The 13,174-nt window shown below is 66.2% G+C and carries 14 protein-coding genes; 12 read left to right on the forward strand and 2 right to left on the reverse strand.

Annotation, left to right across the window (positions count from 1 at the left end):
• Positions 1-79 precede the first annotated feature (79 nt).
• Positions 80-3,100 carry a Tn3 family transposase gene (locus tag IEY69_RS19360; protein ID WP_189074779.1) on the reverse strand — a complete coding sequence of 1,007 codons (3,021 nt, stop codon included), beginning with the start codon at positions 3,098-3,100 and terminating at the stop codon, positions 80-82.
• Between the two features lie 128 nt (positions 3,101-3,228).
• Here IEY69_RS19360 and IEY69_RS19365 point away from each other — a divergent pair, with 128 nt between their 5' ends.
• From IEY69_RS19365 to IEY69_RS19390, 6 genes are all read left to right on the forward strand, one after another.
• Positions 3,229-3,657, forward strand: a complete 429-nt coding sequence (locus tag IEY69_RS19365; RefSeq protein WP_119672398.1) for a disulfide oxidoreductase — start codon at positions 3,229-3,231, stop codon at positions 3,655-3,657.
• Positions 3,654-4,319 (forward strand): DsbA family protein, encoded by a 666-nt coding sequence (locus IEY69_RS19370; RefSeq protein WP_229756055.1) that lies wholly within the window; start codon positions 3,654-3,656, stop codon positions 4,317-4,319. The genes IEY69_RS19365 and IEY69_RS19370 overlap by 4 nt, the downstream gene beginning before the upstream one ends.
• Positions 4,320-4,505: 186 nt before the next feature.
• Positions 4,506-5,114, forward strand: a complete 609-nt coding sequence (locus IEY69_RS19375; RefSeq protein ID WP_119672397.1) for a M23 family metallopeptidase — start codon at positions 4,506-4,508, stop codon at positions 5,112-5,114.
• Between the two features lie 77 nt (positions 5,115-5,191).
• Positions 5,192-6,622: an apolipoprotein N-acyltransferase gene (gene lnt, locus IEY69_RS19380; protein WP_189074780.1), complete on the forward strand. Its 1,431-nt coding sequence runs from the start codon at positions 5,192-5,194 to the stop codon at positions 6,620-6,622.
• A 128-nt stretch (positions 6,623-6,750) separates the two neighbouring features.
• A complete protein-coding gene (locus IEY69_RS19385) occupies positions 6,751-7,299 on the forward strand; it encodes a TlpA disulfide reductase family protein (RefSeq protein WP_229784137.1) in 549 nt (182 codons plus the stop codon).
• A gap of 31 nt (positions 7,300-7,330) precedes the next feature.
• Positions 7,331-7,741 (forward strand): cytochrome c-type biogenesis protein, encoded by a 411-nt coding sequence (locus IEY69_RS19390; protein ID WP_188846372.1) that lies wholly within the window; start codon positions 7,331-7,333, stop codon positions 7,739-7,741.
• 27 nt (positions 7,742-7,768) lie between these two features.
• On the opposite strand, the gene IEY69_RS19395 is transcribed toward IEY69_RS19390, so the two are convergent.
• Positions 7,769-8,014 carry a DUF2171 domain-containing protein gene (locus tag IEY69_RS19395; protein ID WP_119672393.1) on the reverse strand — a complete coding sequence of 82 codons (246 nt, stop codon included), beginning with the start codon at positions 8,012-8,014 and terminating at the stop codon, positions 7,769-7,771.
• A gap of 123 nt (positions 8,015-8,137) precedes the next feature.
• Between IEY69_RS19395 and IEY69_RS19400 the strand changes: the two genes are divergently transcribed.
• From IEY69_RS19400 to IEY69_RS19425, 6 genes are read left to right on the forward strand one after another with little or no spacing between them, the layout of a single operon-like run.
• Positions 8,138-10,372, forward strand: a complete 2,235-nt coding sequence (locus tag IEY69_RS19400) for a heavy metal translocating P-type ATPase (protein ID WP_119672392.1) — start codon at positions 8,138-8,140, stop codon at positions 10,370-10,372.
• A complete protein-coding gene (locus IEY69_RS19405) occupies positions 10,369-10,629 on the forward strand; it encodes a glutaredoxin family protein (RefSeq protein ID WP_058979688.1) in 261 nt (86 codons plus the stop codon). Before IEY69_RS19400 ends, IEY69_RS19405 begins: the two co-directional genes overlap by 4 nt.
• On the forward strand, positions 10,626-11,132 hold the full coding sequence (locus IEY69_RS19410) for a signal peptidase II (protein ID WP_058979686.1): 507 nt from the start codon (positions 10,626-10,628) through the stop codon (positions 11,130-11,132). Before IEY69_RS19405 ends, IEY69_RS19410 begins: the two co-directional genes overlap by 4 nt.
• Positions 11,133-11,180: 48 nt before the next feature.
• Positions 11,181-11,681, forward strand: coding sequence for a thioredoxin-like domain-containing protein (locus IEY69_RS19415; RefSeq protein ID WP_058979684.1), 501 nt, complete (start codon positions 11,181-11,183; stop codon positions 11,679-11,681).
• The gene (locus IEY69_RS19420) at positions 11,651-12,280 is read left to right on the forward strand and encodes a DUF305 domain-containing protein (RefSeq protein WP_083524294.1); all 630 of its coding nucleotides are present in this window, start codon (positions 11,651-11,653) and stop codon (positions 12,278-12,280) included. The genes IEY69_RS19415 and IEY69_RS19420 overlap by 31 nt, the downstream gene beginning before the upstream one ends.
• Positions 12,273-13,163: a cation diffusion facilitator family transporter gene (locus IEY69_RS19425; RefSeq protein ID WP_119672389.1), complete on the forward strand. Its 891-nt coding sequence runs from the start codon at positions 12,273-12,275 to the stop codon at positions 13,161-13,163. The genes IEY69_RS19420 and IEY69_RS19425 overlap by 8 nt, the downstream gene beginning before the upstream one ends.
• Positions 13,164-13,174: the final 11 nt, after the last annotated feature.

Raw genomic sequence — 13,174 nt, forward strand, 5'->3', positions numbered from 1 at the left:
GGCTCCTCGGAATGCCGTTCTCAACTGCCAGCACGTCAGTTTCCCGAAGTGTCAGGTGCTGAGGGCTTTTGCCCTTGCCTCAGCTTTCCACCTCGTCTCGGTCGCGTAACCGCCTGAATTGACCGGCTGGCATCTGTGAGGTCAGCGAGAAGTGGTACCGGCCGCCCAGGTGAATGTGCTCAAACTTCAGCGGCGACAGCCGCTGCACATCTTCGTCCCGCACCTCCATGCCCTCGGCACGCAGTTGATTCAGGATGAGGTCGAGATAACGGGCATTCCAGAGAATGATGGCGTTCACCACCAGGCCCAGGGCCCCCAACTGATCTTCCATGCCGGCGACGTAATGTTGCCGCAGTTCGCCATGTCGGCCCTGGAACACGGCCCGGGCCAGCCGGTGCCGCGCCTCCTGGCGGTTGCGCTGGGTGCCGATGGTGCGGCGGTAGAGCAGGTCATCGTGATAACTGAGCAGGTGGAGCATACTGGCGATCCGTCCCACCTGCTCCAACGCCCGCGTGAGGGCGCTTTTGGGTTTGACGCCGATCACTTTGAGCAGATCCGAAGCCCGCACCGTTCGGGTCATCAGTGACCCCGCGAGGCGCAACAGATCGTCCCAGTGGGTGGCAATCAGCGCGGTGCTCACTTGCGACGTCGCCAGCGCATTCAACTTCCCGTACTGCGCTTCTCGGGACATGCGCGCGTAGGTTCGCTCGCGCAGATCGGCCAGCTCCGGGCTGAACTGATAGCCCAGCAGGCGGAACAACCCGAAGACCATGTACGACGAGGCCGCTGTATCCGACACGAGTTGCTGAGGGCGCAGCACCGTGTTCTGCTCAATCATGCCGTCCAGGGCGAACAGGGAATCGCGCAGGGTGCCCGGCACCACGATGCCGTGAAAACCGCTGTACTGATCGGAGATGAAGTTGACATAGGTCACGCCACTGCGAACGCCAAAATACTTGGGGTTCTGGCCGGCGTAGATGGTTTTCACGGGGACCCGGAAGCGCAGCCCATCCACGGAGGCCACCTGACCGTCCCCCCATGCCGCCACCGTCGGAATGGTGGTCTGAAACTCGATCAAGCGGGCATTGGCACTCGCAATCGTTTCGGCGCGCAGGTAATGCTGATCCACCCAGGACAGGCGGCCGCGCCCTAGCGACTCGGTCTCTGCTTGAACCACCGCGTCCAACCCGACATTGCACGCTTCGGCCAGCAGAACCGCGCAGACGCTGACGTCGAGGTGGTCCACCCGTGTTCGCGCTTCGCTCAAATGCGTGAAGGCGTGGGCGAACCCCGTCCAGCGGTGCACTTCCAGGAGCAGATCCGGCAGATCCAGGCGGGGCATCCGCCTCGCCACCAGTTCCCGCAGGTGCCGCAGACTGAGCGGCTCGGGCAGCGCCTCGTCCTCCTGAAGCACCAGCACGGTGCGGCCCTCTTCTTCTGCCAGGGAGACCGCGGCGTTCTGCGGCAGGCGGGCTTCCACCAACTGGTACCGCTCGTCCAACTGGGCACTGAACTGCGCCAGCATCACCTGCGGATCGAGGTCAAGGTCAAGACTCCGGCAGACCTCGGCCCTTAGGGCCGTCCAGGCCTGATCCGACAGCAGGTGCAGGCGAGGGTCACTAAATTTGGGACTGGCCGGCACGAAGACGTCGCGGCGCTTCAGGGCCAGATGCAGATGGTCGAGGACACAAAGGGTGAAAGCAGGCCGGTTCAGTGGCCCTTTTCCGGGAATGAGCTTGCTCCAGTCACCCTTGACGAGCGTGAGCGGCACCTCGGTGGCCATGACCTGTGATCGGCGCTCCAGACGCCGCAACGCCTGAAGCGCGGCCAGGGACGGCGCTCCAGCGGCGCTGCCCTCAAAGGTCACCGCCCTCAGCAGGGCTGGCAGAAACTGCTGCACATAGCTGTAGCGACTGAGCAGCCCTTCCAGCCGGGTCTCGCTTCTGGGCCGGGTCAGTGCCTGAACCGTTTCCGCCGCGGCCTGAAGCTGTTCCTGAGGCACCAGGGCCAACACCCGCGCCGCGAAAGTGGGGAAGTCCTGGGGCGGTTGCCCCAGGCTCTCCAAGAAAGCCAAGGTGAGCTGATTGCTGCGCCGGGCCGCTTCTTCCAGTGACGGCAGGTGATCCTGCCGCGTGCCGTCCTCTTTGCGTTCAATCCGGTTGAAGAGGTCGGTCAGCAGGCTTTCAAACAGGGTCAAGGCGTCATCCAGGGCCTGACCTTCAAGGCGACTGACCGTCACCAGCAGGGTGGCGATGCGCCGGGAGCGGGTCATGCGCCGCAGCGCCTGGGCTTTGACGCCCATCCCGATGCGGAAGAGGGTGTTCAGCCGTTGTTCAGGAAAACCGCTCAGGTCCAGAGTGGTCACGCCGGCCCGCCGCACCGCTTCAACCCGCTTGAGCGCACCGACGAGTCCAGTGGCAGAGACCGACAGCGGCGCTTTCCGAAGTCGATCAAGTCGAGAGACCGAGGAGCGAGGGGGAACGTCCAACAGGGCTTCAAGTGCCGTCACCTGGGCTTCACTGGGCAGGGCTGCCAGATCACGCCAGAGGCGCTCATCAGCCCGGTGCTGAATGCGGGCAATCAGCCGGGTCAGCGTGGTGACGCCGGGCAGCAGCACCCGGCGCTCGACCAGGCGGGCCGTGCTGAGATCCAGCAGGCGGCTGGGCGGCTCGGCCATCAACCGGGCGCGGGCAGATACGAAGCGTGCCAGGTCGAAAAAGGCCGGAATGCCTGAAAAATCGCGGTAGCCCCACCGGGCCTGGATGTCGTGGCGGTGATCCCAGCGGGTTTCGCGCGTGCGGTAGCGGTCAAGTTTGACGGGATTGACCGTGAGGTCAAGCTGCTGAGCGACGTACTGAATAGCCGCCTCAGGCATGTCCAGGGGATCAGTCAGGAAGGTGCCCAGAAAGCGGACAGTGGCAAGCTGGAGGGCGTAGCCGAGGCGGTTGTGTTTGCCTTTTTTCTGGGCCAGGACAGCGCGGTCGTGATCGTCAAAGCGGAAATAGCGGTGCAGCTGCTCGGCGGTCAGTATCGGTGGATAACGGCCATCCCTTGCCAGCAGAGCCGTGCTGTCTTCGGATGCAGTTATGGCGCGGGACATCTCGCTCCACGCGCTTTTGTCTCTGGGAGGACAATCTGTTGACCTGATGGGCCGCCCACAACCGGTCGGCCCAAGATCGCCTCCTCACATCCCATCTTCCGCTAGAGTATCTGAATATGGTCTCAGAAATGCAGATATTCTCTGAGAGGCGGTGGGCTTGGCCGTACGTCGCCTGGTTGCAGGCGGTGGTGGCCACCACGGGCAGCCTGTATTTCAGCGAAGTGATGCACCTGCCCCCCTGCACCCTGTGCTGGTACCAGCGCCTCATGATGTACCCGCTTGTCTTCGTGCTGCTCGTCAGTCTGCTGACGCAGGACACGCGCCTGCGTGCCTACAGTCTGCCGCTCTCGGTCACGGGGCTGCTCATTGCCGCCTATCACAACCTGCTGTACTACGGCGTCATCCCCGAGGGCCTGACCCAGTGTGCAGCGGGCGTGTCCTGCACCGCCCGGCAGATCGAGTGGCTGGGCTTTATCACGATTCCGCTGCTCAGCCTGACCGCCTTTACCGTCATCACCCTCAGCCTGCTGCTCACCAAACCCCGAGGTACCGCATGACCCGTCTGACCCGTCCACCGCATAAAGCACCCATCGTTCTCCTGACTCTCGGCGCGCTCGCCGTCCTGGCCACCATTCTGGCGTTGAGCCTGGCCAACCGCGCCACCCCGAAGGCTGCCCTGCCCACCGACGCCCGTGAACGCCTCATCCGTGCCGATAGCCCTGCCCTGGGGCCCGCCGACGCCAAGGTCACCATCGTGGAGTTCTTTGACCCCGAATGTGAAGCCTGCCGGGCCATTGAGCCCGACCTGATGAAGCTGCTGGAGAAGTACGGCGGTGAGGTGCGTCTGGTCGCGCGCTATTTCCCGCTGCACACCAACTCCGTGCTCGCTGCGGGTCTGATTGAGGCGGCCGCCCAGGAGGATGAAGCCAAACGCTGGCGAGCCCGGGACTACCTGTTCACCAAGCAGTCCGAGTGGGGCGAGCAGCAGACCCCGCAGACGAGCAAGTTCCTGGACTACGCTGCAAACCTGGGGCTTGACCGCGAGCAAGTTCAGCGGAGTCTGGACTCAGAAGACGTCCGGAAGCTGGTCGAACGCGACCGGCAGGACGGCCTGGCCGTCGGGGTCAGTGGCACGCCTACCTTCTTCGTCAACGGCCAGCGGCTTGAGCAGCTCAGCGTACAGGCGCTGGAAGCGGCCATTCAGCAGGGATTGGAGTAACGGTTGAGGTCCCGACAAGCTGTGCAGAAACGAGGCCCCAGTTGGGGACTCGTCTCATGAACGGCTGCACGCCGGCTCACGGCCTGTGGAGCGAAGCAGCCGGAGCAACAGCCGCTTCCACGCGTGTGATCTATGAATCCCTGCTCATCCTTTAGTCCGAGACACTTGGTACATTCACGCCGTCTTATGCAGATTCACATGTTTGGTGCGGCGCTCGTGGCGGCTGCCTTGATCTCTCTGGGCTCGGCCGCCAGCGTCACCGTCAAAGCGGGCGACACCCTGTCCAGCCTCGCGGTGCGCAACAGCACCACGGTCACGGCCCTGCTCCAAGTTAATCCAGGAATTCGAGCCAACCAGCTCCAAGTTGGCCAGAGGCTGACGCTGCCCACACGGCTGGCCTCAACACCTGGGGTGACTGTCCGCGCCGCTTCGGTGCGCGTCAGCGCGGTGCCGCCCGTTCAGGGCCGCCTGACCACGCCCTTCAATGCTCAGCATGGTGGTCTGGACCTGGCGGCCCCGACCGGCACGCCCATCCGCGCGGCCATGGCCGGCTTCGTCAAAAGCGCGGTCTTTGATGCCCGCAACGGCTGGGGCTGGACGGTCGTGCTGGAACATGCCGGCGGCCTGACCACCCGGTACAGCCACAACAGTGTCAATCTGGTGCGCACGGGCCAGCAGGTGGCCACGGGGCAGGTCATCGCGCGTGTGGGCAGCACTGGCAACAGCACCGGTCCCCATCTGGATTTCCGGGTGTATCAAGCAGGCATTCCTGTGAATCCGTACGGCTTCTTTTAAATCTGAGCGGATGTGCAGGTAAGCTGAAGAGGATGCGCTCCTGGCCTGTTCCACTTCACGGTAACTGGCGTGCTGATGTGTTCTGGGCCGCGCTGGGTGGCGGTCTTGGTACAGTGTTTCTCGTCTCGGTCTGGAGTTGGTTTGCCCCTGTGCCTCTGGCCCTGCTCTTCCGTGAGATCACGCGGCGTACCCCCGCCGACACATTCAAACTCACCTGGCTCTTCGGCGCCGGGTTCTTCGCCGCCCACCTGTTGTGGCTGCCCAGCAGCCTTTCGGGCTTCCTGGGTCCGGGTGCGGTCATCCTGAGTGCCCTGCTGATCGCCACGCTGGCCATCCTGTGGGGGCTCACCGCCGCCCTGACCCGCTGGCTCCTGGGGCCTGCGACGCTGTGGGGCTTGCCCCTGGCCTGGACTGTGATGGACGCGCTGCGCGCCACCGGCCCATTCGGGTTCACCTGGGGCAGCCTGGGTTACGCCTGGGCGCCGACGCCCCTGGTGCAGGTGGCGGACCTGGGGGGGATTGCCCTGGTGGGGTTGTTGGTGGCTTTGAGTGCGGCCGCCCTGGTGTCGGGGCAGCGGTCGGGACGAAGCGCAGTGCTGGGAGCGGTGCTGCTGGCCGCTGGCTACGGCCTGACCCGCCCATCCCCACCTGAGGGCACACAGCAGGTCCTGCTGGTCCAGGGCAACATTGATCCCCGGCTGAAAGCAGCGGGGCGCCGCACGGAAGAACTGACGCACTACCTGAATCTGACGGCCGCTGGCCTGCGCGCCGCGCCCGCCACCCTGGTCGTCTGGCCGGAGACGGCGGCGCCGCAAGCCCCCACCACGGCGCCTGTCCGCCGCGCGCTCACCGCCGTGCCAGTGCCTCTGCTCCTGGGCGCCCCCACCCAGGACGCCGGCCTGCGCAACAGCGTGTACGCAGTGCAGGCGGGACAGCCTCTGGGTCGCCAGGACAAACGGCAGCTGGTGCCTTTCGGCGAATTCTTTCCAGCCCGCACCGCGCTCGGCGGGGTGTACCGCGCGGTGTTCGCGGGGCTGGGCTTGCCGCCCCTGAGTGGCACAGTGCCCGGCACCACCACGCAGCCTCTGGCTTTGGGCGCCCTCCGGGCCGGCATCCTGATCTGCTATGAGTCCACGTTCTCAGCGGTGGCCCGCGCCCTGGTGGCTCAGGGGGCCAATCTGCTCGTGACCGCTTCAAATGACGCCTGGTTTGGGCCGTCCAGCGGCGCGGAGCAGCATTTCCAGATGGGCCGCGTGCGCGCCATCGAAACTCGGCGCTGGTGGGTGCGGGCCGGCAACGACGGCATCAGCGCGGCTGTCGACCCCCAGGGACGGGTGGTCGCCCGCTTTCCCCGTGGTGTGGCGGGCGCCTTCACCGCGCCGTATGGAACCGCTGAAACCCGGACCCTTTTTGTTCGCTGGGGCGACTGGGCGCCCCTCCTGGCCGGCATCGGCCTCGCGCTGGTGTGGAGCCGCCAGCGCTGGCTGACCGGGCGCCGCGCCGCTTGACGGTTCACCCCCAGCAGAGGCAACTGTCTTTGCCCGCAGCACAACTGCATTCTAATGTGTGTATATGAATGGATGTGCAGGTATGAAGATCAGGTGGGTTCGGGGATCCGATACGGGGAAGCGCCGTGGTGGCTAAACGGCTGGCCGGTTGGCGCCGCTGGCTGCCGCCAGTGATATCGGCCGTGCTGGTGACCGCCCTGATTGCCGCCCTCCTGCGCCCCGGCCGCTCAGGCATAGCTGGAAGCCCCCTGCTGGACAAACCTGCCCCCGCCTCTACCCTGCGCAGCCTGGACGGCGTGAAAGTTGAGCTGGCCAGCCTGCAGGGACGTCCCGTGGTCGTGAACTTCTGGGCCTCCTGGTGCCTGCCCTGCCGCGACGAAGCGCCGCTGCTGCGCTCACTGAGCGAGACCCAGAGTGACCGGGGCCTTGCGGTCCTGGGCATCTCGTTTCAGGAGCCGGAGTTGCAAAATGCCCGGGCCTTTATCCGGGAATACGCCCTGGCCTACCCCAGTTTGATCGATCCGGGCGCCCGCACGGCCATCAATTACGGGGTTAGTGGCGTTCCGGAAACGTTTTTCATTGATCGGCAGGGCATCGTCCGCAGTGCAGACCGGGGTGGGCTCACCCCAGCCCGGCTGAGTGAAGGCCTGAGCCGCATCGGGATCAAGTGGCCATGATGCGAACCGCCCTCACGCTCATAGCGTCACGCTGCCGGTTGCGACCGCCCTCACGCCTGCACAGGACGCGCAGGCACGTCAGATCGGGGGCAATTTGCGCTGTCCAACGTGCACCGGCCTGCCCATCACCGAGAGCGGCGACGCCTTGAGCATTCAGATGCGGCGCGAGGTACGCGATCAGGTCAAAGCGAGCCAGAGTGAGCGCGATATTTATGGTCTGATGGTGGCCCGATATGGCAGCGCCACACTGCTGAAACCACCGAAGCAGGGGCTGAATCTGGTGGTTTGGGCCACGCCGCTCCTGGCCCTGGGGGCAGGGGCCGTGCACTTCTGGCGCACCTTTCGCTTCCAGCAGACGAGGCGGGAGCCAGGCACGGCAACCGACCCGTATCTCGCTCAGGTGCGTCAGGAGACAGGGTCAAGAAAGAGCGGCGACTCCTGATCAGGGGTCGCCACTCCGCCCAGCCTTTTACTCCCGGTGCTCGGGATGGGGGTCTTCACTCAGCCACTGCTGATGCACCTGGACGTGGCTCAGGTTGAGGTGGACATGCTCATCCACGTGATCCACCGCGCTCAGCGGGAGCCAGTGATGCTGGCCGGACTCGTCCTTGGTGAGCTTGATGTACTCGCCGTCCACACGGTCCACCTGGCCGTGGGGCTGGCCATCGGCGCAGACAACGGGCATGTGCTCTCTGATCTGATCTTGTTCAGTCATCGTGGTGCCTCCTGAGCCCCGAACGTACGCCCCAGTCCCCCTTGCCCTGATGAACCCCGAGTCAAACCACCTTCATATCTGAGTAGATTTACATATGAGTGACAGCTCAGCTATCATAGAGCCATGACCCCCTCCTCCAGCCGGAACGATCATTCGGACCATCTGACCTACTTTGTCGAGGGTATGGACTGCGCCAGTTGCGTGCAGACGGTCGAGCGCATGGTGGCCACACTGCCCGGCACCAGTGACGTGAAGACCAGCTTTACCAAGCAGACCCTGACCTTGCACCTGGATGAAGGGCAGACGCCCAGGGGCCTGCTGGAGAAGAACCTCAAATCGCTGGGCTACGTGCCCGCCCTGCTCGGGTCAGCCGCGCCGGCCGGTTCTCAGCTCCACAATCACCCTGACGGCGAGCATGCTGGCCACACTCATGAGGTCGCGCCCGCAGGTACACCGTGGTACCGCACGGGTCAGGGCCGGCTGGTCGTGGTGTCCGGCGCGCTGCTGGCGCTGGCCTGGCTGCTGGGCTTCCTGCAGCCGTCGTTGTCGACTGCCGGCTACATCGCCGCCACCCTGCTCGGCGTCTGGCCGCTGGCGAAGAAAGCGCTTGCCAGTGCGCGCCTGGGTGATCCATTCAGCATCAACATGCTGGTCAGCCTGGCGGCGATTGGCGCCGTGGCCATCGGGGAGGCCGCTGAGGGCGCCGTGGTGGTCTTTTTCTTCGCAGTCGGCGAACTGCTCGAAGGCGTGGCTGCTGGACGGGCCCGCGCCGGCATTCAGGCCCTCGCGGCCCTGGCTCCGAAAACGGCCCTGCTGCTGGACGGCGCGCAGCCCCGGGAAGTCCCGGCCGACGCCTTGCAGGTTGGTCAGACGGTGCAGGTCAACCCGGGCGCGCGCGTGCCGGCCGACGGCACCATCCTGACCGGCACCTCCAGTCTGGATGACAGCCCAGTGACTGGCGAAAGTGTGCCGGTGGTGAAAGGCCCCGGCGACGCGGTCTATGCCGGCAGCATCAACACCGACGGCACCCTACAGCTCCGGGTGGACAAGGCGGCGGCCGACAACACCATCGCGCGCATCATCCACATGGTGGAAGAAGCCGAGGGGAGCAAAGCCCCCACCGCGCGCTTCATTGACCGCTTCAGCCGGTACTACACCCCTGTGGTGGTCCTGGTCTCTGCCCTGGTCGCTCTGGTCCCGCCGCTGTTCTTCGGTGGACTCTGGCATGACTGGCTCTACAAGGGCATCAGCCTGCTGCTGATCGGCTGCCCCTGTGCGCTGGTGCTGAGCGTACCCGCGTCCATCACCAGCGCCATCAGCGCTGGGACCCGGCGCGGCCTGCTCATCAAGGGCGGCGGCGCGCTGGAGACCATCGGTTCGGTGAGGACCATCGCCTTTGACAAAACGGGCACACTGACCGCCGGCCGGCCCCGGGTCACTGACATTGTGGGCGACCAGGTGGGCCGGGCCGAGGTCCTGCGCCTGGCGGCGGCGGTGGAGTCCGGCAGCAGTCACCCGCTGGCCAAGGCCATCACCGCAGCCGCGCAGCAGGAGGGCGTGACCATCCCCGCCGCTCAGGGCGCGCAGGCCCTGCCGGGCAAAGGGGCGAGCGCCACGGTGGAGGGGCGCGCCCTGAGCGTGAGTTCCCCCCGTCACGCGGCAGAACTCGCCCCCCTGAGTCCGGCGCTCCTCAGCACCATCACCGCCTTCGAGGAACAGGGCCGCACCGCCGTCGTGCTGCTGGAAGGTGCCACGCCTCTGGGCGTTCTGGCCATCCGCGACGAACCCCGCCCCGACGCCCGCGCCGCGCTGGCCCGCCTGAAGGACCTGGGCATTCAAACAGTGATGCTCACCGGCGACAACACCCGCACCGGGCAGGCCATCGGCCGGGACCTGGGGCTGGACGTGCAGGCCGAGTTGCTGCCCGAAGACAAACTGCGCCTCATCGCCAGTTACAAAGCGCAGGGCGGCGTGGCGATGGTCGGGGACGGCATCAACGACGCGCCCGCCCTGGCCCAGAGTGATGTGGGCATCGCCATGGGGGGCGGCACCGACGTGGCCCTGGAAACCGCCGACGCGGCCCTCTTACGTGAGCGGGTCTCGGGTGTGGCCGACCTGGTGGCCCTGTCGCGCGCCACCATGGGCAACATCAAGGTCAATATTGCCTTCGCCCTGGGCCTCAAGGCCATTTTCCTCGTCACCACCCTGCTCGGCTACACCAACCTCTGGATGGCCATTCTGGCCGACACCGGCGCCACTGCCCTGGTCACCGCCAACGCCCTGCGGCTGCTGCGCTGGAAAGGCCAGGACGCCCCGACCACTCCCGCTCCCCACACGGACGCTGCGGTGCCCGCGTGACGGCCGCAAAGGCGCCCATCACCCTCTACACCGTGCCCAACTGCCCGGACTGCCACGCCGTCGCGCGGCTGCTCAGCCGCTGCGGCGCCGCGTACACCGAACGAGATCTGCGCCAGGACCCAGGCGCCCTGGCGGCGCTGCGCCAGGTCACCGACGTGCGGGTCGCCCCCGTCACCGTGGTGGGCGAGCAGGTCTTTTTCGGCACGGTGGACCAGCAGCGCCCGGGCCTGCTCGCCGCGCTCAAGGGCACCGCATGAAGTGGCGCCCCCTTCTCCTGGTCCTGGCGCTCCTGGTCGCCGAAGGCCTCCTGAAAGCCTGGGCCGTTACCACCCTTGAGTCAGGGGTGAATCGCCCACTGTTTCCAGGTGTCCTTCACCTGGGCTTCACCCTGAATCCGGGCATGGCGTGGGGCCTGCTGGGCGGCTTTGCCGCGCCTCTGGCCATGCTGCGGGTGCTCGTCGGTCTCGGCCTCGTGGGCGCCCTGGGCCTGGGCCGCGTGCCCCGCCGCTGGATCTGGCCGCTGGCCCTGATCGCGGCGGGCGCGCTGGGCAATGGACTGGACGGTCTGATGCGGGGCGCCGTGGTGGACTACCTCACGTCACCGCTCCTGGACACCGTGTCCAGAGCGGTATCCAGAGAGCCATTTCCTGTCTTCAACCTGTCCGACGTGCTGGTGTGTGCCGGGACAGGCGCCTTGCTCATCCTCTCCTGGCGTCAGGATCGACGCTCCGCCCACGCGCGGAAGCAGCCTCTGTCCTGATGGCCCCCACGCCCCTATTCCCGCTTCCTGTCATCGTCTGGAGACCCTATGAAACGACTGTTGCTGCTGGCCCTCACCGCCTTTCTCGCTGCCTGTAATCAGACTGGGGGTGAGATTGAGGGCGTCAAGAGTTTCAAGTTCGAGGGCGGCGCCCATAAGCCCGGCCGCCTGGAGTACGCGCAGCGCCCACCGGCGGGCGGGGAACACAACTCTGCCTGGCAAAACTGCGGCGTGTACGAACGGCCCATCTACGACGAGTACGCGGTGCACAGCCTGGAGCACGGGGCAGTCTGGGTGTCCTACAGGCCGGATGTGGCGACCAGTCAGGTGTTACAACTCCGCGAGGTCTTGGACGGCCGGACCTACACCCTGCTCTCGCCCCACGAGACGCAAAAGGCGCCCATCGTGCTCAGCGCGTGGAACAAGCAGTTGGAGGTGCAAGACGCTTCGGACCCCCGGATCAAAGCGTTCGTCCAGACCTATGAGCAGGGCGGTGAAGCACCCGAGATTGGAGCCTCATGCAGCGGCGCGTACGACGACACGGTCTGATTCGCTGGGGAGGCGCGGCGCTGGCCACCGCCGCCCTGGGTGCCGGTCTGGCCGTCGTCTGGCCGGCGCCGCCCCGCGAGCCCAGTGCGGACGTGACCTTCGCCCGCGATATGGCCGCTCACCACGCCCAGGCCGTGAACATGAGTGTCACCCTCCTGAGGCGCGCGGCCGACCCCGAAGTGCGCCTGCTGGCCCAGGACATTCTGCTGACCCAGCAGGCGCAGATCGGGCAGATGCAGGGCTGGCTGATGGCCTGGGGCCGTCCGCTGGCCGGGCGGGAGGCGCCCATGAAGGGCATGGACCGTGTGGCCATGGGCATGGCGCCAGCAAGTGAAGAGGCCGCGCTGAACACCTTGCCGGTGACCACCGCTGAGACCCGCTTTCTGCTGCTCATGCGCCGGCACCATCAGGGGGGCGTGACCATGGCCACGTCGGCTCTGAACGCGGTGCGCCGCCCGGAGGTGCGGGCGTTTGCGCAGCGGGTGGTAAGCGCTCAGACCACAGAAATCCAGGCCATCGACGCGTTGCTTGGGGCCCGCAAGGTCACCGTTCCGTCAACCGCCCCGTCCCACTCAATGGACACGATGGACCATGAGTGACCACGGCCACAGCCACGGCGCCGCTGCCAATGCCCGCCAACTCACGCTGGCGCTGCTCCTGACCGGCAGTTTCCTGGTCGTTGAGGTCATCTATGGCCTGCTCTCCGGCAGCCTGGCCCTGCTCTCAGATGCAGGCCACATGCTCACCGACGTGATGGCCCTGGCTCTGTCGCTGTTCGCGCTGAAGATCGGCCAGCGGACCGCTGATCGCCGCCTCACTTTCGGGTACCGCCGCGCGGAGATTCTGGCGGCCGCGGTGAACGCGGCGGCCCTGTTCGCCATCGGGCTGTACATCCTTGTCGAGGCGTATGGACGGCTGCGGGCCCCGGTGGAGGTGCAGACCACCCCGATGCTGATCGTGGCCACCCTCGGGCTTGTGGTCAACCTCATCAGTGCGCGCCTGCTGGTGCAGGGCAGTGGGGACAGCCTGAACATGAAGTCGGCCTACCTGGAAGTCATGGGTGACCTGCTGGGGTCAGTGGCCGTCATCGTAGGCGCGCTCCTGATCCGCTTCACCGGGCAGACCTGGATTGATCCGGTACTCGGGGCGCTGATCGGCCTCTGGGTGCTACCGAGAACCTGGCAGCTGCTCAAGGCGAGCGTCAATGTCCTGATGGAAGGGGTGCCCAGCGGCCTGGACCTGGACGCGCTGCGGGCGGAACTGGCGGCCCTCCCCGGGATCACCGATGTACACGATCTGCACGTGTGGAGCGTCACCAGCGGCCAGCACAGCCTCACGGCGCATCTTGTCAGCCCGGCGCCATCTGCCGACGTGCACGCCCTGATCAGCACAGTGGCTACTCGCCACGGCATTGAACATGTCACGGTGCAGCTTGAAGCGCCCGGCGCCCATGACAGCACCCAGACCCATCTGCACCCCTGACTTTACACAGG

The sequence above is a fragment of the Deinococcus sedimenti genome, assembly GCF_014648135.1.
GTDB classification, from domain to species: Bacteria; Deinococcota; Deinococci; order Deinococcales; family Deinococcaceae; genus Deinococcus; species Deinococcus sedimenti.